Source organism: Streptomyces sp. NBC_00568, assembly GCF_026341855.1.
In the GTDB taxonomy this organism is placed as follows: Bacteria; Actinomycetota; Actinomycetes; order Streptomycetales; family Streptomycetaceae; genus Streptomyces.
Map to the genome: position 1 here is coordinate 3,018,404 of NZ_JAPENW010000001.1, position 25,026 is coordinate 3,043,429.

The 25,026-nt window shown below is 70.2% G+C and carries 22 protein-coding genes and 1 tRNA gene; 13 read left to right on the forward strand and 10 right to left on the reverse strand.

From position 1 onward, the window contains the following. Genes OOK38_RS13080 through OOK38_RS13090 form a run of 3 tightly spaced genes read right to left on the reverse strand, consistent with a single transcriptional unit; the run spans position 1 to position 3,022 of the window. Positions 1-750, reverse strand: coding sequence for an RNA methyltransferase (locus OOK38_RS13080; protein ID WP_266848418.1), 750 nt, complete (start codon positions 748-750; stop codon positions 1-3). Beyond that, positions 747-1,979, reverse strand: coding sequence for an HTTM domain-containing protein (locus tag OOK38_RS13085; protein WP_266848420.1), 1,233 nt, complete (start codon positions 1,977-1,979; stop codon positions 747-749). The genes OOK38_RS13080 and OOK38_RS13085 overlap by 4 nt, the downstream gene beginning before the upstream one ends. After that, a complete protein-coding gene (locus OOK38_RS13090; RefSeq protein ID WP_266848421.1) occupies positions 1,976-3,022 on the reverse strand; it encodes a DUF5819 family protein in 1,047 nt (348 codons plus the stop codon). Before OOK38_RS13090 ends, OOK38_RS13085 begins: the two co-directional genes overlap by 4 nt. 262 nt (positions 3,023-3,284) lie before the next feature. Between OOK38_RS13090 and paaA the strand changes: the two genes are divergently transcribed. From paaA to OOK38_RS13120, 6 genes are all read left to right on the forward strand, one after another. Further along, positions 3,285-4,325, forward strand: coding sequence for a 1,2-phenylacetyl-CoA epoxidase subunit PaaA (paaA, locus tag OOK38_RS13095; RefSeq protein WP_266848423.1), 1,041 nt, complete (start codon positions 3,285-3,287; stop codon positions 4,323-4,325). Further along, positions 4,322-4,609 carry a 1,2-phenylacetyl-CoA epoxidase subunit PaaB gene (gene paaB, locus OOK38_RS13100; RefSeq protein WP_266760661.1) on the forward strand — a complete coding sequence of 96 codons (288 nt, stop codon included), beginning with the start codon at positions 4,322-4,324 and terminating at the stop codon, positions 4,607-4,609. Before paaA ends, paaB begins: the two co-directional genes overlap by 4 nt. Then, positions 4,606-5,325, forward strand: a complete 720-nt coding sequence (paaC, locus tag OOK38_RS13105; RefSeq protein ID WP_266760659.1) for a 1,2-phenylacetyl-CoA epoxidase subunit PaaC — start codon at positions 4,606-4,608, stop codon at positions 5,323-5,325. Before paaB ends, paaC begins: the two co-directional genes overlap by 4 nt. Then, positions 5,319-5,852, forward strand: coding sequence for a 1,2-phenylacetyl-CoA epoxidase subunit PaaD (gene paaD / locus OOK38_RS13110; protein WP_266848425.1), 534 nt, complete (start codon positions 5,319-5,321; stop codon positions 5,850-5,852). Before paaC ends, paaD begins: the two co-directional genes overlap by 7 nt. After that, entirely contained in the window at positions 5,852-6,916 is a 1,065-nt protein-coding gene (gene paaE / locus OOK38_RS13115) for a 1,2-phenylacetyl-CoA epoxidase subunit PaaE (protein ID WP_266848427.1), read from the forward strand. The genes paaD and paaE overlap by 1 nt, the downstream gene beginning before the upstream one ends. A 434-nt stretch (positions 6,917-7,350) precedes the next feature. Further along, a complete protein-coding gene (locus tag OOK38_RS13120) occupies positions 7,351-8,484 on the forward strand; it encodes an acyl-CoA dehydrogenase family protein (RefSeq protein ID WP_266848429.1) in 1,134 nt (377 codons plus the stop codon). 55 nt (positions 8,485-8,539) lie between these two features. Here OOK38_RS13120 and OOK38_RS13125 read toward each other — a convergent pair whose 3' ends face one another. From OOK38_RS13125 to OOK38_RS13140, 4 genes are all read right to left on the reverse strand, one after another. Continuing rightward, positions 8,540-8,869: a rhodanese-like domain-containing protein gene (locus OOK38_RS13125; RefSeq protein WP_266765772.1), complete on the reverse strand. Its 330-nt coding sequence runs from the start codon at positions 8,867-8,869 to the stop codon at positions 8,540-8,542. A gap of 54 nt (positions 8,870-8,923) precedes the next feature. Then, on the reverse strand, positions 8,924-9,982 hold the full coding sequence (locus tag OOK38_RS13130) for a hypothetical protein (protein ID WP_266760652.1): 1,059 nt from the start codon (positions 9,980-9,982) through the stop codon (positions 8,924-8,926). Positions 9,983-10,292: 310 nt separating this feature from the next. Next, positions 10,293-11,870, reverse strand: coding sequence for a DUF2252 domain-containing protein (locus tag OOK38_RS13135; RefSeq protein ID WP_266760650.1), 1,578 nt, complete (start codon positions 11,868-11,870; stop codon positions 10,293-10,295). Between the two features lie 211 nt (positions 11,871-12,081). Then, complete coding sequence (locus OOK38_RS13140; protein ID WP_266760649.1) at positions 12,082-12,453, reverse strand: helix-turn-helix domain-containing protein; 372 nt, start codon at positions 12,451-12,453, stop codon at positions 12,082-12,084. A gap of 264 nt (positions 12,454-12,717) precedes the next feature. On the opposite strand from OOK38_RS13140, the gene OOK38_RS13145 reads away from it, so the two are divergent. After that, the gene (locus OOK38_RS13145; RefSeq protein ID WP_266760647.1) at positions 12,718-13,371 is read left to right on the forward strand and encodes an FMN-dependent NADH-azoreductase; all 654 of its coding nucleotides are present in this window, start codon (positions 12,718-12,720) and stop codon (positions 13,369-13,371) included. Between the two features lie 255 nt (positions 13,372-13,626). Here OOK38_RS13145 and OOK38_RS13150 read toward each other — a convergent pair. Beyond that, positions 13,627-13,713: transfer RNA gene (locus OOK38_RS13150), tRNA-Leu, on the reverse strand. A 576-nt stretch (positions 13,714-14,289) separates the two neighbouring features. On the opposite strand from OOK38_RS13150, the gene OOK38_RS13155 reads away from it, so the two are divergent. The 6 genes from OOK38_RS13155 to pknB all read left to right on the forward strand — a co-directional run bounded on the left by OOK38_RS13155 (position 14,290) and on the right by pknB (position 22,441). Further along, the gene (locus tag OOK38_RS13155; protein ID WP_266760645.1) at positions 14,290-15,132 is read left to right on the forward strand and encodes a DUF3662 and FHA domain-containing protein; all 843 of its coding nucleotides are present in this window, start codon (positions 14,290-14,292) and stop codon (positions 15,130-15,132) included. Between the two features lie 10 nt (positions 15,133-15,142). Continuing rightward, a complete protein-coding gene (locus OOK38_RS13160) occupies positions 15,143-15,667 on the forward strand; it encodes an FHA domain-containing protein (protein WP_266760643.1) in 525 nt (174 codons plus the stop codon). Between the two features lie 120 nt (positions 15,668-15,787). Then, entirely contained in the window at positions 15,788-17,326 is a 1,539-nt protein-coding gene (locus OOK38_RS13165; protein WP_266760642.1) for a Stp1/IreP family PP2C-type Ser/Thr phosphatase, read from the forward strand. Positions 17,327-17,352: 26 nt separating this feature from the next. Then, the gene (locus OOK38_RS13170; protein WP_266760641.1) at positions 17,353-18,801 is read left to right on the forward strand and encodes an FtsW/RodA/SpoVE family cell cycle protein; all 1,449 of its coding nucleotides are present in this window, start codon (positions 17,353-17,355) and stop codon (positions 18,799-18,801) included. Continuing rightward, positions 18,798-20,273: a penicillin-binding protein 2 gene (locus OOK38_RS13175; protein ID WP_266760640.1), complete on the forward strand. Its 1,476-nt coding sequence runs from the start codon at positions 18,798-18,800 to the stop codon at positions 20,271-20,273. Before OOK38_RS13170 ends, OOK38_RS13175 begins: the two co-directional genes overlap by 4 nt. A gap of 170 nt (positions 20,274-20,443) precedes the next feature. After that, the gene (gene pknB / locus OOK38_RS13180; protein ID WP_266760639.1) at positions 20,444-22,441 is read left to right on the forward strand and encodes a Stk1 family PASTA domain-containing Ser/Thr kinase; all 1,998 of its coding nucleotides are present in this window, start codon (positions 20,444-20,446) and stop codon (positions 22,439-22,441) included. A gap of 251 nt (positions 22,442-22,692) precedes the next feature. Here the strand turns inward: pknB and OOK38_RS13185 are convergent, their stop codons facing one another. Next, positions 22,693-23,352, reverse strand: a complete 660-nt coding sequence (locus OOK38_RS13185; RefSeq protein ID WP_266765771.1) for a class E sortase — start codon at positions 23,350-23,352, stop codon at positions 22,693-22,695. A gap of 187 nt (positions 23,353-23,539) precedes the next feature. Further along, positions 23,540-24,568, reverse strand: a complete 1,029-nt coding sequence (locus OOK38_RS13190) for a class E sortase (RefSeq protein ID WP_266765770.1) — start codon at positions 24,566-24,568, stop codon at positions 23,540-23,542. Between the last annotated feature and the right edge of the window lie 458 nt (positions 24,569-25,026).

Here is a 25,026-nt window from a genome sequence, read left to right on the forward strand (position 1 = left end):
CTACACCGGTGCGCCCCCACCGGCGCTCCAGTGGAACAACGTCATGGCCACACTGGTCGCGAGGTTGTAACTGGAGACCTGGGGGCGCATCGGCAGTGACACCAGGTGATCGGCCCGGGCCCGGAGTTCGGCGGACAGTCCGCTGCGTTCCGAGCCGAAGGCGAGCAGGGCGTCGTCGGGGAGCTTCGACCCGCGGATGTCCTCACCCTCCGGGTCGAGCGCGAACACCGGGCCCGTCGGCAGTTCGTCCACCGTCAGACGCTCCACGGCGGTCGCGAAGTGCAGGCCGGCCCCACCGCGTACGACCGTGGGGTGCCAGGGGTCGAGCGTGCCCGTCGTGACCACCCCGGTAGCGCCGAAGCCCGCAGCGAGCCGGATCACGGCGCCGGCGTTGCCCAGGTTGCGCGGATTGTCGAGCACGACGACGGGCGCGGTGCGGGGTGTGCGGGCCAGCGCCTCCAGGTGGGCGGCGCGCGAGGGCCTTACGGCGAGAGCGGCCACCGAGGTGGGGTGCGGACGCGGCACGAGAGCCGTGTACGTCGCCTCCGGGACCTCGGTCAGCAGCTCGTCGAGAACGGCGCGTACGTCGGGGGCCAGTTCGTCGGCCAGTTCCAGGGCCGCCCGCCGGTCGGTGGTGACGGCGACCGGGACGCGCGCCCCGAAGCGCACCGCGTGCTTGAGGGCGTGGAATCCGTCGAGCAGGACGGAGCCGTCGGCGAGCTGACGCCATGCGCGTACCGGGTCGTTCATGCCGGGAAGCCTACGTGCGTCTGCTCGGGCTCCTCCGGAACGCCCATCTCGGGAGCCCGGGGCCCCGGCACCGTACGGCCGCCGCCGGAGAACAGCCGGCCACGCACGCGTGCCACCCCTCCGCCGAGGCGCCGCAGGAAGGACGTCGGCAGGAACACGGCGTCCGCGGCGATCATCGCGAGCGAGAAGAACGGCAGCCCGAGGACCACGGCGATCACGGCGTGCTCGGTGATCATGGCCGCCAGCAGGACGTTCTTGACCCGCCGGTTGAACAGGGTGAAGGGGAAGGCGACCTGTACGGCGACCGTCCCGTACGTCACCAGCATCACGATCGTGCCGTGCGCGGACAGCAGCTCGGACAGGGCCGGCCAGGGCGAGAAGGAATCCAGGTGGAGCGGGTAGTAGACGGCGGTGCCGTCCTGCCAGCGCGAGCCCTGGATCTTGTACCAGCCGGCGGTCGCGTAGATCAGGCACGCCTCGGCCATGATGATCATCAGGGCGGCGTTGTGCACGAGGTTGGCGACGACGTCCAGCAGGATGCGCGGCTGGGCGGTGCGCGCGACCCGGCCGACGGTCCACCACAGGGCCTGCACCGCCCACAGCCCCCAGAAGACCGTGAGCCAGCCGCCCAGGAAGCCGGCTTCGATCCGGCCCGCGCCCGTCGCGGCGGCCAGCAGGACCCCGAGCACCCCCCACAGGGCGGGGCCCGCCCGGTCGGGCCCGGTCCATTCGCCACGCGCGCGTGCCTCGCCGGCGAGGCGGTCCCGCCGCGCGTCGAGGGACCACACCCGGCCGCAGCGGGTGAACACCAGATAGATCGACATCAGATGGAGGACGTTGTCCCCGCCGTCCCCGATGAAGACGCTGCGGTTCTGCAGGGACAGCACGCCGATCATGAAGAGCACGGACATCGCGCGGGTCCGCCAGCCCACCAGCAGCAGGGCGCCGGAGACGACGGCGAGCGCGTAGACGATCTCGAACCACACCTGGCTGTCCGACCACATCAGGGCCGTGAAGGCATGGTTGCTCGCGACGAGCTGCTGGGCGAGGTCCCAGCTCCATGGTCCGTCGGGCCCGTACATCTCCTGGCGGTGCGGGTACTCGCGCAGCAGGAACAGCAGCCAGGTGGCGGCGAAGCCGATACGGATCACGGCGCTCTGGTACGGACCGAGGGCGGACTCCGTGACACGGGCGATGCCCCGCGCGACCGTCGAAGCGATTCGGTTCATGGGGCGCTCGCCTCCGTCAGCCCGTCCGCGCGATCGCTCTCGGGAACGGCCCACCAGGGCAGCTCACGGACGACGGGCTGGTCGGACACCTTCTCGTCGCTCCACCGGGGAGGCGGCACGTTGGTGGTCTGGGAGCGGAGCTGGACGCGCTCGACGACGGCGCCCCGGCCGCCCGCGTGCTCGCGGTCCAGCCGCAGCACGGCGATGCGGCGCAGATAGCGCTCGGACAGGTCGCCGCGCAGGCCCGTGGGGCGGTTCTCGCCGTCGTGCGTACCGATGTAGAAGTCCCAGGCGCGGCGCAGTTCGTTCTGCTGGGTGTGGCTCGGCACGGGATTCCCGTCGATGGCGAGGCCGTCGAGCGCGGACAGGTCGTACCAGCCCGTCTCGCGACTGGTCCCGTCCTCGGCGCGGACCAGGGCGCGCACCTGGACCGTGATGTCCAGCTGCAACGGGTTGGGGGCGAAGAGCTTCCAGTTCTGCTCGAACTCGGGGTAGATCCACTCGTCGATCGCGTGCCCGTGCTGCTTGGTCACCGTGTTCGAGGGCGCGACGTGCAGGAACACCATGCCGAGATGCACACAGGAGACGACGGCCACGACGGCGAGGGCGAGGGCGGCGGCGATCTGATAGCGGAGCGAGAGCGCCGCCAGGCCCGCGGGCGCCTCGGCCTCCGGACAAGAGACCCCTTCGGTCCCGGCCTCCCCGGTCCCGGCCGCCCCGAACTCCGCAGGAGCGACCACCTCGGACTCGGTCCCCTCGGACTCCGGGGGAGCTACCGACTCGGTCACCGGCTCATCGGCCGCCGGATCGCCGGTCACCGGCTCATCGGCCGCCCGATCGTCGGTCACCAGCTCATCGGCCGCCCGATCGTCGGCCACCAGCTCATCGGCCGTCGGATCGTCGGTCATCGGATCGTCGGTCGGCTGCCTGCCGGGAAGCGACGTGCCGCCGGTGGCCCCGCCGGGAGCGGCCTCCTCGGCAGCGGTCCCCTCGGGCGCGACCGGACCAGGCTTCGGCTTCGAGCCTCCGTCGTTCGCGTCCATCCCGCCCCGATTCACGATCCCGAATCCGACTGCCGGCCGCCGGGTTGCGGGCACCGTACCGCCACGTCGCACCACACCACGACGTTCGCAAGCGAACCGTACTCAGACCCGCCCGCCCGGCACAGCCCCATGCGTCACAACGGCCACGCCAGAGCGCACGAGGTTATCCACAGCGGTTGACACCATACGGCGCTCGACCGACCATTGATGCGAGCGGACCGAACGATCGGTCGGTCGGGAATGAGAGGTCGAGGGGGACCGCATGGCGACAGCATCAGCGCACCACACGGCCCGCACACAGGCGGACGAAGCCGCCGACGAAGCGGCACGCACAGCGGCATACGAAGCCGTCTTCGACGCCGCAGTGGCGGCCGACGAACGCATCGAGCCCCGTGACTGGATGCCCGGCGCCTACCGCTCGACCCTGGTCCGCCAGATCGCGCAGCACGCCCACTCCGAGATCATCGGCATGCAGCCGGAGGCCAACTGGATCACGCGCGCGCCCTCGCTGCGCCGCAAGGCGATCCTGATGGCGAAGGTCCAGGACGAGGCCGGACACGGGCTGTATCTGTACAGCGCGGCCGAGACGCTCGGCACCAGCCGCGAGGAGCTGCTGGACAAGCTGCACTCCGGCCGCCAGAAGTACTCGTCGATCTTCAACTACCCGACGCTGACCTGGGCGGACGTCGGCGCCATCGGCTGGCTCGTGGACGGCGCCGCGATCACCAACCAGGTCCCCCTGTGCCGCTGCTCGTACGGCCCGTACGCGCGCGCGATGGTCCGCGTGTGCAAGGAGGAGTCCTTCCACCAGCGCCAGGGGTACGAACTGCTGCTGGCACTGAGCCAGGGCACCCCCGAGCAGCACGCGATGGCGCAGGACGCGGTCGACCGCTGGTGGTGGCCCTCCCTGATGATGTTCGGCCCGCCCGACGACGAGTCCTCGCACTCCGCCCAGTCGATGGCGTGGAAGATCAAGCGCCATTCGAACGACGAGCTGCGCCAGCGGTTCGTCGACATCGCCGTGCCCCAGGCCGAGTCCCTCGGCCTGACCCTGCCCGACCCCGATCTCGTGTGGAACGAGGAGCGGGGACACCACGACTTCGGCGCCATCGACTGGACGGAGTTCTGGGAGGTCCTCAAGGGCAACGGCCCGTGCAACGACCAGCGGATCACCCAGCGCCGGCGAGCCCACGAAGAGGGCGCGTGGGTACGGGAGGCGGCCGCGGCGTACGCCGACAAGCACACGAGCGGGACCGGCGGCTCCGCGAGCACGACCGGCGAGACAGGAGCGACCCGAGCATGACGAACACCGACTGGCCGCTGTGGGAGGTCTTCGTGCGCTCGCGCCGCGGACTCTCGCACACCCACGCCGGCAGCCTGCACGCGCCGGACGCCGAGCTGGCGCTGCGCAACGCGCGCGATCTGTACACGCGCCGCGGCGAGGGCGTCTCGATCTGGGTCGTCCCCTCCACCGCCGTCACGGCCTCCTCGCCCGACGAGAAGGACTCGTTCTTCGACCCGTCCGCGGACAAGCCGTACCGCCACCCGACGTTCTACGAGATCCCGGAAGGGGTGAAGCACCTGTGACTCTCACCGTGAACACCGCGGCCGCCCTGGCCCTCGGCGACGACGCCCTGGTGCTCTCGCACCGTCTGGGGGAGTGGGCGGGCCACGCGCCCGTCCTCGAAGAGGAAGTCGCCCTGGCCAACATCGCTCTGGACCTGCTCGGCCAGGCCCGGGTGCTGCTGTCCATGGCCGGTGACGAGGACGAGCTGGCGTATCTCCGCGAGGAGCGCGCCTTCCGCAACCTCCAGCTCGTCGAGCAGCCGAACGGCGACTTCGCGCACACGATCGCGCGCCAGCTGTACTTCTCCACCTACCAGCGACTTCTCTACACGCAACTGGCGGCCGGGGAGAGCGAGTTCGCTCCCCTCGCCGCGAAGGCCGTCAAAGAGGTCGCCTACCACCAGGACCACGCCGAGCAGTGGACGCTGCGCCTGGGCGACGGCACGGACGTCAGCCACGAGCGGATGAGCCGGGCGTGCGAGGCCCTGTGGCGCTTCACGGGCGAGATGTTCCAGCCGATCGAGGGCGTCGACCTCGACTGGGAGGGGATGCGGGCCGCCTGGCTCGAGTCCGTGGGAGCCATCCTGCGCCGCGCCACGCTGCCGGTCCCCGAGGGGCCGCAGTCCGGGGCGTGGACGGCGGGCGCCGGACGCCAGGGGCTGCACACCGAGTCCTTCGGCCGGATGCTCGCCGAGATGCAGCATCTGCACCGCAGTCACCCGGGGGCGTCATGGTGACGACGACCGCCCTCGAGGAGGAGCTGCGCAGACTGGCCGGCTCCGTGCTCGACCCCGAGCTGCCCGTCATCACGCTGGACGAGCTCGGCGTGCTGCGCGCCGTGCATGTCCTCGGCGCGGACTCCGTCGAGGTCGAGCTGACCCCGACCTACACCGGCTGCCCCGCCGTCGAGGCCATGTCCATGGACATCGAGCGGGTGCTCCACGAGCACGGCATGCGCGAGGTGTCGGTGCGTACGGTGCTCAGTCCCGCCTGGTCGACGGACGACATCTCGGACGAAGGCCGCCGCAAACTGCGGGAGTTCGGGATTGCGCCGCCACGCGGCGGGCGTCCCGCTGGCCCGGTGCCGCTCGGCCTGGGACCGACCCGGACGGCGGCCTCCGAACCGGAACTCGAGCCCGTCCGCTGCCCGTCCTGCGGATCGGCCGACACCGAGCTGCTCAGCCGCTTCTCGTCCACCGCGTGCAAGGCGCTGCGCCGCTGTCTGTCCTGCCGCGAACCGTTCGACCACTTCAAGGAGTTGTGATGGCCCGCTTCCACCCGCTCCCGGTGGCCGCGGTCGACCGGATCACCGACGACTCCGTGGCCCTGACCTTCGCGGTGCCCGCGGAGCTGCGCGAGGACTACCGGCACGCCGCCGGCCAGCATCTGGCACTGCGCCGCACGGTCGACGGCACCGAGATACGCCGTACGTACTCCATCTGTTCCCTGGCACCCGCGCCCGACGGCGAGGAACCACGCACGCTGCGGGTCGGGGTACGCCTGGTCGACGGCGGCGCGTTCTCGACCTACGCGCTCAAGGAGATCGCCGTCGGGGACGCGGTGGAGGTGATGACTCCGGCGGGACGCTTCACGCTGGAGCCGTCGGCCGGCCTGTACGCGGCGGTGGTGGGCGGCAGCGGGATCACCCCGGTGCTCTCGATCGTCTCGACGCTGCTGGCGCGGGAGCCGGAGGCGAGGTTCTGCCTGATCCGCAGCGACCGTACGTCGGCCTCGACGATGTTCCTGGAGGAGGTCGCCGACCTCAAGGACCGTTATCCGCAACGGTTCCAGCTGGTGACCGTCCTCTCTCGGGAGGAGCAGCAGGCCGGGCTGCCGTCCGGGCGGCTCGACCAGGAGCGGCTTTCCGGGCTGCTTCCGGCGCTCCTGCCCGTGGACCGGGTCGCGGGATGGTTCCTGTGCGGGCCGATGGGGCTCGTACAGGGAGCCGAGCGGGCGCTGCGCGGGCTCGGGGTGTCCCGGACGCGCATCCACGAGGAGATCTTCCACGTGGACGCGGCCACCACGATCGCCTCCGCCGTTCCGGCCCCCGCGCACAGCACGGTGACCGCGCGGCTCGACGGACGGGGCGGCACCTGGCCCGTCCAGGACGGCGAGTCGCTGCTGGATGCGGTGCTGCGCAACCGTCCGGACGCGCCGTACGCCTGCAAGGGCGGCGTGTGCGGCACCTGCCGGGCCTTCCTGGTCTCGGGCGAGGTGCGGATGGACCGCAACTTCGCTCTGGAGCCGGAGGAGACGGAAGCCGGGTACGTACTGGCCTGCCAGTCGCATCCGGCCACGGAAAAGGTGGAGCTGGACTTCGACCGCTGAGCCCGACGAACGGGACTCCGACCCACCGGGTCCGACGGTCAGGACATCGACCGCCGGGCCCGGTGGGCAGAACGTCGACCCGCTAGGTCCGGGGGCAGAACGTCGACCCGCTTGGTCCAGGGGCAGGACTTCGACGGCTGGACCGGACGGACAGACTCTCGACCGCTCTCGACCGCTGGGCCGGACGGGCAGGCTCTCGACCGCTCTCGACCGCTGGGTCCGGTGGCGGTGGGGCGGGTCACTGGCAGTTCACCGCTGCTGACGTCCGGCCGACAGCCCACCGCAGCACGCGGGTGATCGACAGCTCGGCCCCGCCCGCGGGTGACCGACCACTGGGCGTTCCCTTCTCATAGAACCTGTTCTATCTTGACGCACCGTCAGATCAGGCGTCCTGTCTGGTCGGTGGTCCGGCGCGTGTGCGGGAGGACGGGATCGTGGACTTCACCTTCACCGAGGAGCAGCAGGCGGCGGTCGAGGCGGCGAAGGCGGTGTTCGCCGGGGTCTCCCCGGACGGGGTGCCCAGTCCCGCGCTCACCGCGGGCGCAGTCGCCGAGGACTTCGACCGGGCCCTGTGGGCGAGGCTCGCCGACGCGGACCTGCTGAGCCTGCTGCTCGACGAGGAGGCCGGCGGGGCCGGCCTCGACGCGGTCGCGCTGTGCCTGGTGCTGCGGGAGTCGGCGAAGGTGCTGGCGCGGGTGCCGCTGCTGGAGAGCAGCGCGGCCACGGCCGCCGTGCGCCGATACGGCGGCGAGGAGCTGAGGTCGGAACTGCCGGCGCGAGCCGGCCGGGGCGAGCTCGTGCTGACCGTCGCCTCCAACGGCAGGACCGGTCACGACCCCGCCGAACTCGCCGTGACCGCGCGGCAGGACGGGACCGCCTGGGTACTCGACGGTGTGCAGACGGCGGTCCCGTGGGCCCACAACGCCGACTTCGTCGTCGTACCGGCGCACACGGACGCCCACCGGACCGTCCTCGCCCTGGTTCCCCGCGGCCACGAAGGGGCCGTACTCGCCGAGCAGATCTCCACGACCGGTGAGCGGCTCGGTGAGCTGCGGCTGGAGTCCGCGCGGATCGCCCCCCGCGATGTCATCGACGCGGAGGGGGCGTGGGAGTGGCTGCGTGAACTGCTGGCCACCGGCACGTGTGCGCTGGCGCTCGGGCTCGGGGAGGGGGTGCTCCGGATGACGAGCGAGTACACGAGCAAGCGGGAGCAGTTCGGGTTCCCGGTCGCCACGTTCCAGGCGGTCGCCGTGCAGGCCGCCGACCGCTACATAGACCTGCGGGCGATGGAGGCGACGCTCTGGCAGGCCGCCTGGCGGATCGGCACGGGAGCCGGGGGTGCGCTCCCGGCCTGCGGTGACGTGGCCGTCGCCAAGATCTGGGCGTCCGAAGGGGTGCGCCGGGTCGTGCAGACCGCGCAGCATCTGCACGGAGGGTTCGGCGCCGACACCGAATACGCGCTGCACCGGTACCACGCCTGGGCCAAGCACCTGGAACTGTCACTCGGCCCGGCGGCGGCACACGAGGAAGCTCTGGGCGATCTGCTGGCGGCGCACGTACTGGGGTGAAGCCCGATCGACCACAGGTGACGGGCTCCAGCGGCCGGACCGGAGCCGCGGCCCGCTACAGGACGAAGCCGGGCTCGCCCTTGTCGTTCACGACGGGGCGGCCCATGGCCTCCCACGTGTGCATGCCGCCTTCGACGTTCACGGCGTCGATGCCCTGCTGGACCAAGTACTGCGTGACCTGGGCCGAGCGGCCACCGGAGCGGCAGATGACGTTGACCCGGCCGTCCTGCGGGGCCGCCTCGGTCAGCTCGCCGTAGCGGGCGACGAATTCACTCATGGGGATGTGCAGCGCCCCCTGGGCATGACCTGCCTCCCACTCGTCGCCCTCCCGGACGTCCAGCAGGAAGTCGTCGACCGCGAGATTGCCGACCTCGACCGTGGGCACACCAGCTCCGAAACTCATGCCTCCGACGCTACCCGACCGCGCCGGCGGTGAAGCTCAGGGAGCCTGAGCGTTCAGCTCCGCCAGCTCGGTCTCGCGCTCGCCGACCTGCGTCAGCAGCTGTTCGGCGATCTCCTCCAGGAGACGGTCCGGGTCTTCCGGAGCCAGATTGAGCATGGCCCCGATGGCGCTCTGCTCCAGTTCGCGGGCGGCGAGCGTGAGCATCTCCTTGCGCTGGGCGAGCCACTCGAGGCGGGCGTAGAGCTCCTCGCTGCGGCTCGGCTTCCACTCCTCGGGCGTGGGACCGGCGGCCCACTCCTCGGCCAGCTCCCGCAGCATCGGCTCGTCGCCCCGGGCGTACGCGGCGTTCACGCGGACGATGAACTCGTCGCGCCGCTTGCGCTCGTCCTCGTCCTGCGCCAGGTCGGGGTGGGCCTTGCGGACCAGCTCGCGGAAGAGCTTGCGGGCCTCCTCGCTGGGGCGCACCCGCTGCGGGGGCCGCACGGGCTGGTCCGTGAGCATCGCCACGGCCTCGGGGAACAGGCCCTCCGAGTCCATCCAGCCGTGGAACAGCTCCTCGACGCCGGGCATGGGCATGACCCGCCCCCGCGCCTCGTGCGCCTTGCGTATGTCCTCCGCGTCGCCGGAGCGCGCGGCACGTGCCTCGGCGATCTCGGCGTCCAGCTCGTCCAGACGGGAGTACATCGGACCGAGCTTCTGGTGGTGAAGCCGGGAGAAGTTCTCGATCTCGACCCGGAACGTCTCGACGGCGATCTCGAACTCGATCAACGCCTGCTCGGCAGCCCGCACGGCCCTCTCGAGCCGCTCCTCGGGCCGAGCGGCCTCGGCCTGGAGCTCGCCCTGCCCCTCGGACCGGGCCTCACTCTGCCCGGCGGCCCGAGCCTCGCCGTCGGCCTCGCTCGGAGCCTCGGCGTGGACCTCGCCCGCGGCGAGATCTTCGGCGCCGGAGGTGACCCCCGCGCCCTCCGCGTCCGTGATGCCGCCGTCGTCGCCGAGGGAGGCTTGGGGCGTCTCGCCCTCCGGGGCACCGGAGTGTTCCCGGCCCCCCTCGGTGGTGGGCTCGGACTGACTCTGATCGGCTTCCGGGGTCGTCACCCGACCAGCGTAGGCCACACTCTCCCGCGGCTCACTGCCTTCCCCACCTCTACAGCCACCTGACCGGCCACAACGACCTCAATGACCCCAACCACCCCGATCCTCCCGACCGCCGGAACGGGCCGCCGGAGGTCCGACCGGAACTGGCGGCCGGAGAAGGCGGCCGGAGAAGGCGGCCGAAGGAGGCGACCGGAACCACCGCGATGGCGAGGAACGACACGAAGTCGGAGACCAAGGGGCCGGAGGGAGACCACGGGCCCGATGGGCCGCCCCTCCCGGAGGGGCGGGTACTCCCCCGGTCACTCCCCGGTCACACCCCCGGTTCGGAAGCGATCCGCCCGCTTCGGACCGCCGCCACCAGGGCCGCGTGGTCCGCCTCCGTGCGGTCCGCGTACGCGACGGCGAAGGAGGCGATGGCCTCGTCCAGCTCCTCCTTCTTGCCGCAGTAGCCGGAGAGGAGGCGCGGGTCCGCGCTGTGGCTGTGGGCGCGGGCCAGAAGGGCGCCGGTCATGCGGCCGTAGTCGTCGATCTGGTCGGCGGCCAGGGCGGCGGGGTCGACGCTGCCCTTGCGGTTGCGGAACTGGCGCACCTGGTAGGGGAGACCGTCGACCGAGGTCCAGCCGAGAAGGATGTCGCTGACGACCTGCATGCGCTTCTGCCCGAGGACGACACGGCGGCCCTCGTGGAAGACCTCGGGCATCTGGTGGCCGGCGGTCGCGAGGTGCGGGAGGAGCGCCGAGGCGCGGGCCTCCTTGACCTGGAGGACGAGGGCTTCGCCGCGATGGTCCAGGAGCAGCACCACGTACGAGCGGGTGCCGACGCTGCCGGTGCCGACGACCCGGAAGGCAACGTCGTGCACCGCGTAGCGGGCCAGCAGGGGGAGACGGTCCTCGGAGAGCGTCGTCAGATAGTGCTCCAGGGACGCCGCGACCGCGGCCGCCTCGTGGTCGGGAACGCGGCGCAGCACGGGCGGCGCGTCCACGAACCGGCGGCCACCGCCCTCCACCGCCTCGGTCGACCTGGCGGCGAACCGCCCGCTGGTGTTGGCCCGCGCCTTCTCGGAGACGCGCTCCAGCGTTCCGAGCAGATCATGGGCGTCGGTGTGCGAGACCAACTCCTCGTCGGCGATGGCGTTCCACGCGTCCAGCGCCGGCAGTCTGGCCAGCAGGCGCATGGTGCGGCGGTACGCGCCGACGGTGTCGTGCGCGGCGGCCCGGCAGGTGTCCTCGTCCGCTCCGGCCTCCCGGCCCGCGAGCACGAGCGAGGTGGCGAGGCGCTTGAGGTCCCACTCCCAGGGGCCGTGCACCGTCTCGTCGAAGTCGTTCAGATCGATGACCAGGCCGCCGCGGGCGTCTCCGTACAGGCCGAAGTTCGCCGCGTGCGCGTCACCGCAGATCTGGGCGCTGATGCCGGTCATGGGGGTGCGGGCGAGGTCGTACGCCATGAGGCCCGCGGAACCGCGCAGGAACGCGAACGGCGTGGCCGCCATCCTGCCGACCCTTATCGGGGTGAGCTCCGCGAGCCTGCCCCGGTTGGACTCCTCGACCGCGGTCACGGCGTCCGGCCGGTCGGCGTCCGCCGTCAGTTCGGCGTGCGCTTCGCGCGGCACGCGCAGGCGCAGGGCCTTCCCCTGTTCCTTGGGCGAGCCTTTCACCGGCCAGGCGGCGAACCCCGGAACGGCGAATCCCCGGGACCCGAACGCCTCGGCGGCCGACCGGCCCTCGGACGAAGACCGCACCTCGGACTCGAACCCGGCCCCGGGCCGCCGACCACCGACGTCCCGCAGCTGCTTCTCGGCCGACTCCACCGGACCGGCCTGCCCGGCCTGCCCGTTCGACGCCGCCAGGCGCTCCGCGCCCGCCGCACCCGCTGTACCGATCTCGGCCATCACGACCGCCTCCCCCGCACACGAACATCAACTCGTGCTGACCGTACAGCCGGTCGGGAAAACGCGTCAGACCCTGTGGACAACTGCACCGCCTCCGGAGAGAAAGCCGCATACGCAGCCGCGGACGGGACGTGAGGAGGTTCCACCGCCGGTGTCTCGGCACGGCCCGCGATGCGGTGCCACGAAAGGCTCAGGAGAGTTCGCCCCCGGGCTACTTCCGCAGCTGTCCCGGGCACGGTCCGCTCTCCGGCAGATACGTCTCCGCCCAGGAACCCAGCTCCTTGAGCGCGGGTTCCAGCGCGGCGCCCGCCTCTGTCAGCCGGTACGAAACCCGCAGCGGGGGACCCTCGTTGACCTCGCGCACGACCAGGCCGGCCGCACCGAGTTCGGTGAGCCGGTCCGAAAGCATCCGCTCGCTGATGCCGGGGATCGCTCGGCGCAGATCGGCGAAGTGGACGGGGTGCTGCATCAGAACCGCGACCACGAGACCCGTCCAGCGCTTTCCGAGCAGCGTGAAGACACGGGTCATGCCGTCGTCGACCTTCTGGCACGGCCCCGCGTCGTGGCTTCCCGGTTCTGGCATGAGCCCAGGGTACTGCGTCCACACAAGGGGATGAAAAAAAGTAAGTAGCTGTGTTATCTCTAGTTAGGAACGAAAGAGAAGCCCTCGACAGGGCGGCTCCCCTTCGGCAGCCCTGCCGTCGACCCGTTTCAGCAGCCCCACCCGGGCTCGTCAGCACGAGCCCCGCGAGGACGGACTCCGCCCAAGAGCCCGTACGAGCTCCGCCCACGGCCCTCCCCGGGCCCGGCACCCCGCCCGATACATCCCGTTCGTCTGGAGATCCCCATGGCCACCCTCCTTCACATCGACTCGTCCGTCTTCTCCGGCGGCGCCTCCACGTCCCGAACCGTGACGGACGCCTTCCGCTCGGCCTGGGAGGAGCAGCACCCCGACGGCACCGTCGTCTACCGCGACCTCGCCGAGCACCCTGTGCCGCACATCACCGCCGACGCCCACACCGCCGGTTTCGCCGCCCCGGACACGCACAGCCCCGAGCAGGCGGAGGCCTTCGCCGCGCGCGTGAAGCTCATCGAGGAACTGGAGAGCGCGGACGCCGTCCTGATCGGCGCCCCCATGTACAACTTCGCCATCCCCTCGACCCTCAAGGCGTGGCTGGACAACATCGTCCTCATTGGACGCACCGCCATGACCGAGGACTCGAAGATCAAGGGCACCCCGGTCACCATCGTCGCGAGCCGCGGCGGCTCGTACGCGCCGGGCACTCCCCGCGAGGGACAGGAGTACGTGCAGAACTACCTGGAGGCCGTACTGCGCGACATGCTCGGCCTCGACGTCGACTTCATCGTCCCGGAGCTCACCATGGCCCCGCACAACCCGGCGATGACCGAGCTGGTCCCGCTCTTCGAGGCGTCCCGCAGCAAGGCCCTCGACGACGCGGCCACCAAGGCCAAGGAGGTCGCGGAGCGCCTCGCCGCGTAACCACGACACCCGACCGCCGCCGCTCCGCCCGCCGGAGCCGGCCACGGAGCCCCGCAGGGCCGACCGACTCGCCCTGCGGGGCTCCGCCGCCTGAGAGCATCGTCACACTTCACCAGGGCCAAGGACCGCCCCCGTCACGCCCGCACTCCCCGTCGCGCGACAAGGCGCGGGAACGCGCGACCACGCGGGGACGGCGCCGACTCGCCCCGGACAACGTGAAAGCCCCTCAGGTCGGAGACCTGAGGGGCTTTCAGCTGGTGCGCGAGGGGGGAGTTGAACCCCCACGCCCTTTCGGGCACTGGAACCTGAATCCAGCGCGTCTGCCTATTCCGCCACCCGCGCATTGGGTGTGTCGTCCGTCTCCCACCGAGTGGTGCGAGCGCTTGCCGACATCCAGAAGATTAGCACGCGGTCAGGGGTGGAATCACATCCCTTTCCTCCGCCCCCGGCACCCGGCATTCCCCGCCCGCGCACCCGGCATCCCCAGGCCCGCGCCCTTGCCCCGCCCGGGCCGACGGCCCGCTCGGCATCGGCCGCCGGGCCGGCCTTCTCCCTCACGGCACCCCGCGCGCATCACACGTCTCAGACAGAACCGGTTCACGTATCAACCTCGTACCGGTCCTGCGCATCTCCCCAGGAGCAGGACGGGCCGCACAGTCAGGTGCGGGACACTGGTCGCGGGGCGCCTCTACGATCCATGGCAGGAGTAGTGCCGGGAAGAGTTCGAAGAGGGCCCTCTCAGGGAACGTGCGGAGGGACTTCGGAAGGCAGTCGACAACCCGTCGACCGGGCCGACAGGGGGAACCAGCCGATTTCCCGACGCGTGGATACGATCAGTAAGCAGTACCAGCAAGGCCAGCAGGATCAGGTGGACGACAGCAAGCTGTACCAGGACGGCTACGCAGGAGGAGGTGCCCCATGGGAGTCCTGAAGAAGTTCGAGCAGCGTCTCGAAGGTCTGGTCAACGGCACCTTCGCCAAGGTGTTCAAGTCCGAGGTCCAGCCCGTGGAGATCGCCGGAGCGCTGCAGCGCGAGTGCGACAACAACGCCACGATCTGGAACCGCGACCGGACCGTCGTCCCGAACGACTTCATCGTCGAGCTGAGCACGCCGGACTTCGAGCGCCTCAGCCCCTACTCCGGCCAGCTCGGCGACGAGCTCGCGGGCATGGTCCGCGACTACGCCAAGCAGCAGCGCTACGCCTTCATGGGCCCCATCAAGGTCCACCTGGAGAAGGCCGACGACCTCGACACCGGTCTGTACCGGGTGCGCAGCCGTACGCTCGCCTCCTCCACCAACCAGCAGTCCCCCGAGCGCGCCCCCGCGGGCCCTTCCCCCTCGGCTCCCCGCGGAGCCCAGGGTGGTTACGGCTACCCGCCGTCGGCCGCTCCCCCCATGCCGTCCGCGCCGCCGCCCGGCGGCCGTCCGGGCGCGGCACCCATGGGTGCCCGACCCCCGGCCGGCCCGGCGGCGGGTGGCCGTATGCGGCACTGGGTCGAGATCAATGGCGCACGCCACCAGATCTCCCGCCCGACGCTGGTGCTGGGCCGCAGCACCGAAGCCGACGTGCGGATCGACGACCCCGGCGTATCGCGCCGGCACTGTGAGATCCGGACCGGAACGCCCTCGACGATCCAGGATCTCGGGTCCACCAACGGCATCGTGGTGGACGGGCAGCACACCACCCGCGCTACGCTCCGCGACGGCTCGCGGATCGTCGTGGGCAGCACCACCATCATTTACCGGCAAGCCGAAGGGTGAAGCGGGGGCAATGTCAGAGCTGACCCTCACGGTCATGCGGCTGGGTTTCCTGGCCGTACTGTGGCTGTTCGTGATCGTGGCCGTGCAGGTCATCCGCAGCGACCTGTTCGGAACGCGCGTCACACAGCGCGGCTCCCGCAGGGAGGCCGCGAGGCCTCAGCAGGCCGCGCGGCCTGCCGCGCCTCCGCAGCAGCGCCAGCAGCAGCCACCAGCCGGTGGCGGCGGCCGGCAGCGCCGCGGTGCCCCGTCCAAGCTGGTCGTCTCGGAGGGCACCCTCACGGGAACGACCGTCGCGCTCCAGGGCCAGACCATCACCCTGGGCCGCGCGCACGACAGCACCATCGTGCTGGACGACGACTACGCGTCCAGCAGGCATGCCAGGATCTACCCGGACCGGGACGGCCAGTGGATCGTCGAGGACCTCGGCTCCACCAATGGCACGTATCTCGACCGGAGCCGACTGACGACTCCCACGCCCATTCCGCTGGGCGCGCCGATCCGCATCGGCAAGACCGTCATCGAGCTGCGGAAGTAGTACGACAATGAGCGAGCGGAGCGAGCACGCAGCGGCGGTCCACACGACGGACCCCGGCGCGCTCCCGACCGGAGGGTGGGCACCGTGCGGATGTACCCGGAGCCGACGGGCGAGGTGCGCATGAGTCTGTCACTGCGCTTTGCCGCCGGATCGCACAAAGGCATGATCCGCGAGGGCAACGAGGACTCGGGCTACGCCGGTCCTCGCCTCCTCGCGATCGCCGACGGGATGGGCGGGCAGGCGGCCGGTGAGGTCGCCAGCTCCGAGGTGATCTCCACCATCGTCGCGCTCGACGACGACGTACCCGGCTCCGACATCCTCACCTCGCTCGGCACCGCCGTGCAGCGTGCCAACGACCAGCTCCGGCTGATGGTCGAGGAGGACCCGCAGCTGGAGGGCATGGGCACCACGCTCACCGCCCTGCTGTGGACCGGCCAGCGCCTCGGCCTCGTCCACGTCGGCGACTCCCGCGCCTATCTGCTGCGGGACGGCGTCCTGACGCAGATCACGCAGGACCACACCTGGGTGCAGCGCCTCGTCGACGAGGGGCGCATCACCGAGGAGGAAGCCACCACCCACCCGCAGCGCTCCCTGCTGATGCGCGCGCTGGGCAGCGGCGACCATGTCGAGCCCGACCTCTCGATCCGCGAAGTCCGCGCCGGCGACCGCTACCTGATCTGCTCCGACGGCCTCAGCGGCGTCGTCTCCCATCAGACGATGGAAGACACCCTCGCCAGCTACCAGGGCCCGCAGGAGACCGTGCAGGAGCTCATCCAGCTCGCGCTGCGCGGCGGCGGCCCGGACAACATCACCGTCATCGTGGCCGACGTCCTCGACATCGACTCCGGGGACACCCTCGCCGCACAGCTCTCCGACACCCCTGTGGTGGTCGGCGCGGTCGCCGAGAACCAGCTCCAGCTGCACGACAACGGCGCCATGCAGACCCCTGCCGGCCGCGCCTCCGGTCTCGGCCGGCCCGTGCCCGGACAGGGCGGCGGCGAGTTCGGCCCGCCCGGCAGCGGCGACACCACCGGCTATGTGTCCACCGGCGGCTTCGGCGACTACTCCGACGAGGACTTCGTCAAGCCGCGCACCGGGCGCAAGTGGCTGAAGAGATCCTTCTACATCGTCCTGACGCTCGCCGTCCTCGGCGGCGGCCTGTACGGCGGCTACCGCTGGACGCAGACGCAGTACTACGTCGGCACCAAGGGCGAACACATCGCGCTGTACCGCGGCATCAGCCAGGACCTCGGCTGGGTCTCGCTCTCGAAGGTGGAGAAGGATCACCCCGAGATCGAACTCAAGTACCTGCCGCCGTATCAGCAGAACCAGGTCAAGGAGACGATCGCCGAAGGCGGCCTCTCCGACGCCAAGTCGAAGATCGACGAGCTCGCCGTGCAGGCCTCCGCGTGCAAGAAGGACGCCGCTCGCCGCGCCGCCGAGAGCGAGAACAACGCGAAGACCGGTGAGGGCGAGGCCGGTGGGACCACGGGAACCACAAAGACCTCCCTGACGTCCAAGGCCACGTCCACCCCGAGCCCGACCCCGTCGAACTCGGCACCTTCGTCCTCCAAGTCCACGACCGCACCTACTCCCACACCCGGCCCCAGCCTCTCCGACGAGGAGCAGAAGCTGGTCTCGCTGTGCGGTAAGCAGTAAGAAGCCGTGAGGGGCCCTGTCACACGATGAGCAGCAGTACGAACACGCCGACGCACCACACGTCCACGATCGGATCGATCGGCGCACCGAGCCGACGTAATACCGAGCTGGCCCTGCTGGTGTTCGCCGTCGTCATCCCGGTGTTCGCCTACGCCAACGTGGGCCTCGCCATCGACGACGCGGTACCCGCCGGCCTCCTGAGTTACGGCCTGGGCCTCGGCCTGCTGGCCGGCGTCGCCCACCTCGCCGTACGGAAGTTCGCCCCGTACGCGGACCCGCTGCTGCTGCCGCTGGCCACGCTCCTCAACGGTCTCGGCCTGGTGGTCATCTGGCGGCTGGACCAGTCCAAGCTGCTCCAGTCGATCAACCAGGCGGGCAACGCGGCACCGCGCCAGCTGCTGTACACCGCGCTGGCCATCGGCCTGTTCGTCGTCGTGCTGGTCTTCCTCAAGGACCACCGCGTCCTGCAGCGCTACACCTACATCTCCATGGTCGGCGCCCTGGTCCTGCTGCTGCTCCCGCTGGTCCCGGGTCTCGGCGCCGACCTCACCTACGGCGCCAAGATCTGGATCTCGGTCGCCGGATTCTCCATCCAGCCCGGTGAGTTCGCGAAGATCGTGCTGGCGGTCTTCTTCGCCGGCTACCTGATGGTGAAGCGGGACGCGCTGGCCCTCGCCAGCCGCCGCTTCATGGGCCTGTACCTGCCGCGCGGCCGCGACCTCGGCCCGATCATCGTCGTCTGGGCGATCTCGATCCTCATCCTGGTGTTCGAGACCGACCTCGGTACGTCGCTGCTGTTCTTCGGAATGTTCGTCATCATGCTGTACGTCGCCACCGAGCGGACCAGCTGGATCGTCTTCGGTCTGATGATGTCCGCGGCCGGCGCCGTCGGTGTGGCCAGCTTCGAACCGCACGTCCAGACCCGTGTGCAGGCCTGGCTCGACCCGATGCGCGAGTACACGCTCAGCCAGGCCGGGGTCCAGGACGGTGTTATCCACTCCGAGCAGGCCATGCAGGCACTGTGGGCGTTCGGCTCCGGCGGCACCCTCGGTACCGGCCTCGGCCAGGGCCACTCCGAGCTCATCCGCTTCGCCGCCAACTCCGACTTCATCCTCGCCACGTTCGGCGAGGAACTGGGCCTCGCCGGAGTCATGGCGATCCTGGTGCTCTACGGCCTGATCGTCGAGCGCGGCATCCGCACGGCCCTCGCGGCCCGCGATCCCTTCGGCAAGCTGCTCGCCGTAGGCCTCTCCGGCGCCTTCGCGCTCCAGGTCTTCGTGGTCGCCGGTGGCGTCATGGGCCTGATCCCGCTGACCGGTATGACCATGCCGTTCCTGGCGTCCGGCGGTTCCTCCGTCATCGCCAACTGGGCCCTGATCGCCATCCTGATCCGCATCAGCGACACCGCACGCCGGCCGGCCCCGGCGCCCGCCCCGAACCCCGACGCCGAGATGACCCAGGTGGTCCGCCCGTGAACAAGCCCCTGCGCCGGATCGCGATCTTCTGCGGGCTGCTCGTCCTCGCCCTGCTCATCCGCGACAACTGGCTCCAGTACGTCCAGGCGGACGAGCTGCGGACCGACACGGCCAACCGCCGTGTGAACATCGAGCGGTACGCCACCCCGCGCGGCAACATCATCGTGGACGGCAACCCGATCACCGGGTCCGTGCAGTCCAAGACCGGCGACTACGAGTACAAGCGCACGTACAAGGACGGCGCGATGTGGGCGCCCGTCACCGGCTACGCCTCGCAGGCCTTCGGCGCCAACCAGATCGAGAAGATCGAGGACGGCATCCTCACCGGCAACGACGACCGGCTCTTCTTCCGGAACACGCTCGACATGATCACGGGCAAGAAGAAGCAGGGCGGCAACGTCCTCACCACCCTCAACGGCGCCGCCCAGAAGGCCGCCTTCGAGGGCCTCGGTGCCAAGAAGGGTGCCGTCGCGGCCATCGACCCCAAGACGGGCGCGATCCTGGCGCTGGCCTCGACGCCGTCGTACGACCCGTCGTCGTTCGCGGGCAACTCCACGTCCACGGACTCCAAGGCCTGGAACAAGCTCCAGAAGAAGAACAACCCCGACGACCCGATGCTGAACCGGGCGCTGCGCGAGACCTACCCGCCGGGCTCCACCTTCAAGGTCGTCACGGCGGCCGCCGCCCTGGAGAACGGGCTCGTCACCGACGCGGACACCAAGACGGAATCGCCGGACCCGTGGATCATGCCCGGCACCACGACCAAGCTGCCCAACGAGGGCAACCTCCCCTGCAAGAACGCCACCCTGCGCGTCGCGCTCAAGGTCTCCTGCAACACGGTCTTCGGCAAGGTCGGCGCGGACCTCGGCAACGGCAAGATGCTGGAAGAGGCCAAGAAGTTCGGCTTCGGATCCGAGCAGTTCACGCCGATCCGCTCCAGCTCCTCGGTCTTCTCCGACGGCATGAACACGTCGCAGACCGCGCTGTCCTCGATCGGCCAGTACAACACCGCCGCCACCCCGCTCCAGATGGCCATGGTGGCCTCCGCGGTCGCCAATGACGGCACCCTGATGAAGCCGTACATGGTCAGCGAGCTGAGCACGCACAACCTGGACGTCATCGAGCACACCGACCCCGAGAAGCTGAGCCAGCCGCTCTCCAAGGAGAACGCGCAGGTTCTCCAGTCGATGATGGAGACGGTGATCAAGCCGGGCGGCACCGGTACGAAGGCAGCGATCGACGGTGTCACCGTCGGTGGCAAGACGGGTACCGCCCAGCACGGCGTCGACAACAGCGAGAAGCCGTACGCCTGGTTCATCTCCTACGCGAAGCTCTCGGACGGCAGCTCGCCCGTCGCCGTCGCCGTGGTCGTCGAGGACGGCAGCGCCAACCGCGGCGACATCTCCGGTGGCGGTCTCGCCGCCCCCATCGCAAGGGACGTGATGAAGGCAGTCATCGACAGTAAGAAGTGACCCCGCTCACGTCCCCTTCACATCGGTGCACGTTGCGATACCGGTCCTGTCACGGGTGACGGTCTTGGCCAGGTCACAGAAGCTGATCCGGGTACGGTATGCCCGGACAGCACACCGCCGGACCACACAAAGGTGCGGTCGGGACCGACGGAGAGGGCTGGTAGGTAGCTATGGAAGAGCCGCGTCGCCTCGGCGGCCGGTACGAGCTGAGCCACGTGCTCGGCCGTGGTGGCATGGCAGAGGTCTACCTCGCGCATGACATCCGGCTCGGCCGTACTGTGGCGGTGAAGACGCTGCGGGCAGACCTCGCACGCGACCCGTCGTTCCAGGCCCGGTTCCGCCGGGAGGCCCAGTCCGCCGCCTCGCTCAACCATCCCGCGATCGTCGCCGTCTACGACACGGGTGAGGACTACATCGACAACACCTCCATCCCGTACATCGTGATGGAGTACGTCGACGGGTCCACACTGCGTGAGCTGCTGCACTCGGGCCGCAGGCTGCTGCCCGAGCGGTCCATGGAGATGACCATCGGCATCCTCCAGGCCCTCGAGTACTCCCACCGTGCCGGCATCGTCCACCGCGACATCAAGCCCGCCAACGTCATGCTGACGCGCAACGGCCAGGTCAAGGTCATGGACTTCGGCATCGCCCGCGCCATGGGCGACTCCGGTATGACGATGACGCAGACGGCCGCGGTCATCGGCACGGCCCAGTACCTCTCGCCGGAGCAGGCGAAGGGCGAGCAGGTCGACGCCCGCTCGGACCTCTACTCCACCGGCTGCCTGCTCTACGAGCTGCTGACGGTGCGCCCGCCCTTCGTGGGCGACTCCCCGGTGGCCGTCGCGTACCAGCACGTCCGCGAGGAGCCCCAGCCCCCGTCGGTCTTCGACCCCGAGATCACGCCCGAGATGGACGCGATCGTGCTGAAGGCCCTCGTCAAGGACCCGGACTACCGGTACCAGTCCGCCGACGAGATGCGCGCGGACATCGAGGCCTGCCTCGACGGCCAGCCCGTCGCGGCCACCGCCGCCATGGGCTCGGTCGGCTACGGCGGCTACGGCGACGACCAGCAGACCACGGCCATGCGCTCCTCGGACGCCCAGCCCACGTCGATGCTGCCGCCGATGAACCCGGACGACGGCGGCTACGGCTACGACGACCGCCCTGACCGCCGCCGCCAGAAGAAGAACAACACCTCGACGATCCTTCTGGTCGTCGCGGGCGTCCTGGTGCTGATCGGCGCGATCCTGATCGGCAAGTGGGCGTTCGGGGGCGACGGAGTGAGCGACAAGCCGTTCGCCGCACCGAACTTCGTCGGGCAGACGAAGAAGGACGCCGACCAGATGGCCGAGAACGTCAACCTGACACTCGCCGTCACCAAGAAGCCCTGTGAGAGCGAGAAGACGGGCAACGTCTGCAGCCAGGATCCGAAGGCCGGCACGCAGGTCAACAAGGGCGACACGATCAACGTCGTGGTGTCGACCGGTGCGCCGAAGGTGGTCGTTCCGAACGTCACAGGCAAGCAGCTGGACAAGGCCACGCAGATCCTCGAGGCCAGCAAGTACGACTTCGACGTCAAGACGAAGTACGAGGAATCGACGGAGACAGAGAACAAGGTCCTGGGTCAGGACCCGGAGCTCGGTGCCGAGGTGCAGAAGGGGTCGACGATCACCCTGACCGTCGCCAAGGCCAAGAAGCAGTCCACGGTCCCGGACGTCTCCGGCAAGACCTGCGACGAGGCCAAGGCGCAGATGACGGCCAACGACCTCGTCGGCGAGTGCGTCGAAGTGGAGACAGACGACCAGAACCTGGTCGGCAAGGTCATTCAGACGGCGCCGTCGGCCAACAATCCGGCGGACCCCGGCTCCAAGGTGACGATCCAGATCGGCAAGGCCAAGCAGCAGCAGCAGTCGAACGTGCCGAGCGTCGTCGGCCAGACCGTGAAGCAGGCGAAGCAGACCCTGCAGCAGGCTGGCTTCAACGTCCAGTTCGCCAACGGCAGCGATCAGAGCGACAACGCCCTCGTGGCCAGCCAGGACCCGGCCGGCAACAGCCAGGTCGACAGCCCGGACAACACGACGGTCACGCTCACGACGGTCAGCATCGGCGGGAACAACAACGGCGGCAACAACGGCGGCGGCGGCTTCTTCGGCGGCAACAACGGATAGGCCCCACCAAGGATCGCCGTCGGGCGACCGACGGAAAGGGCCCCGGCACTCGGTGAGTGCCGGGGCCCTTTCCGTCCATCTGATCGAGATGGCTGACCTGATCGAAGTGGCTGACCATCCGGCAGGCGGCTGACCTGCCGGCAGGGGGCTGGCCTACCCGCCGGGGCCTGGCCTACCCGCAGGGGGGTGGCCTACCCGCCGGGGCCTGGCCTACCCGCGGGGGCTGAGCCCCTCGAAGCAGGACCGTCGTCTCAGCGCAGTTCCTTCGGAGGCGTCCGGTCCTCGTCCACCTTGTCCACCCGCTCCAGTTCGCCCCACACGACGTAGCGGTAGCGGGAGGTGTACACGGGCGTGCAGGTCGTCAGGGTGATGTAGTGGCCGGGCTTCTGCTTGCCGGACTGCTTCGGGACCGTCTGAAGGACCTTGACGTTGTACTTCGAGGTCTCCGGAAGGATGCCGAAGACCTTGTAGACGTACCACTTGTCCTTGGTCTCGAAGACGACCGCGTCGCCCTTGCCGATCTTGTCGATGTTGTGGAACTTGGCGCCGTGGCCGTCCCGGTGGGCGGCGAGCGTGAAGTTGCCGTTCTTGCCGGTCGTCGGCAGGGACGACTTGACGGGGTCCGTGTAGTAGCCGGCGACGCCGTCGTTGAGGACCTTCGTCGACGTACCCTTCTCGACCAGGACCTCGCCGTTCCTCATCGCCGGAACGTGCAGGAAACCGATGCCGTCCTTGGTGTCGAGGACGCCCGGACCACCCCGACCCTGCGCCCAGTTGTCGCGGACCTTGTCACCCTGCTTGTGCGCCTCGCGGTCGGCCACGACGTTCGTCCACCACAGCGAGTAGACGACGAACAGGCCGAGCACCAGCCCCACGGTGATGAGGAGTTCGCCGAAGACGCTGACCGTCATCGCGAACCATCCGATGCGCCGGCGCCCCACGGGCGCGTCACCGGCGGCTGCGGATCCGGCTTCCGATGCGGCGCGCTCGTCGTGGTCGGTCCTCGCTGCCACTGTTCATCTGCCCCGTCTGGTCTGTCTCAGGTTGTCTCACGTGCCATGACGCGTGCACGCTGCGCGCGTGCGTCCGCGCCTGTCCTCAGCCGACCAGCGCGTCCGGTTTACCCTTGCTGCGTGGCCGGTCCTCGACCATCTTGCCCCAGACGATCATCCGGTACTTACTGGTGAACTCCGGTGTGCAGGTGGTCAGTGTGATGTAGCGGCCGGGTCCGGTGAAACTCGAACCCTTGGGGATCGGGTCGAGGACGCTCGTGTTGCTCGGACTCGTCACCGGCAGGATCGACGCCATCTTGTAGACGTAGTAGTCGTCCTGCGTCTCGACCACGATCTCGTCGCCCGGCTCGAGCCGGTTGATGTAGCGGAACGGTTCACCGTGGGTGTTGCGGTGCCCGGCGAGCGCGAAGTTGCCCGTCTTGGCGTCCGGCATCGCCGTCTTGAGGTCGCCCTCTCCGTAGTGGCCGACCATTCCGCGGTCGAGCACCTTCGTCTTGCTGATGCCCTCCGCGATCGGCGCGACCACGTCCAGCTTCGGAATGTGCAGGATGGCGAAGCCCTGGCCGGGCGAGAACGTCCCCGGATTCCGCTTGCCGTTCGCCCAGTCCTGCTGGAGGTGGTCCGCGGCACTGCCCGCCTGCTGGTGCGCCCGCACGTTCGACCACCACAGCTGGTAGGTCACGAACAGCAGCATCAGGACGCCGGTGGTGATGAACACCTCGCCGACCATCCGGCTCGCGAGAACACCCGCGCTGGGCTTCCGGGCCCGCGCCGCCCGCCGGGCTCCCATCCGGCTCAGAGGGGCCTCAGCGGCCCCCTGAGGCGTCTCCTGGGGCTCGTGGGGCTCCTGCGCGCTCCCGTGCCGTCCCTGGCGTCTGGCCGCCTTACGACGGGCCGCACGGCCTCCGGACGCGGGCCCGGCCGCGCTCCGTTCTTCCCTCCGGGGCGGTTCCTGGACGCGGAACGCGATCGTCTCGTCGTCCAGCGGCAGGCGCGCGGCGGCCTGCGCGGCCCGGGGAGCGGCGACGGGTCCGGCGTACGGGGCTGCCGGCGACCCCTGGTACGGGGCGGCCACGGGCTCCTCGTACGGCGCGGAGTACGCCCTCTCGTACATCTCTGCGTACGACGGTGACGGTGACGACGCGGAAGGCATGGCGGACGTCTGGGCCTGTGCCCGGGCCGCCTGCGCCTGAGCTGCGGCCTGCACTTGGGCCGCCTGCGCCTGAGCTGCGGCCTGCACTTGGGCCGCCTGCGCCTGAGCCGCCTGGAAAGCCTGTGCTTGGACCGCCTGGGCTTGGGCGGCCTGTGCCTGGACCGCATGCGCCTGAGCGGCCTGTGCCTGAGCCGCCTGGAAAGCCTGTGCTTGGGCGGCCTGGGCCGCGTACCAGTCGGGTCCGTACCCTTCGGCGCCGTACCCCTGCTGCGGTACGCCCTGTCCCTGGCCCGGCAGCGGATCCGTCAACGGGTCCGCGAGCCCCCCGACCGCCGCCTCGAAGGCACCCTCGCCCGTATAGGCCTGGGCACCCGCGCCCTCGAACGCCCCGGCGCCCCCGTAAGCGGCCTCGCCGCCAT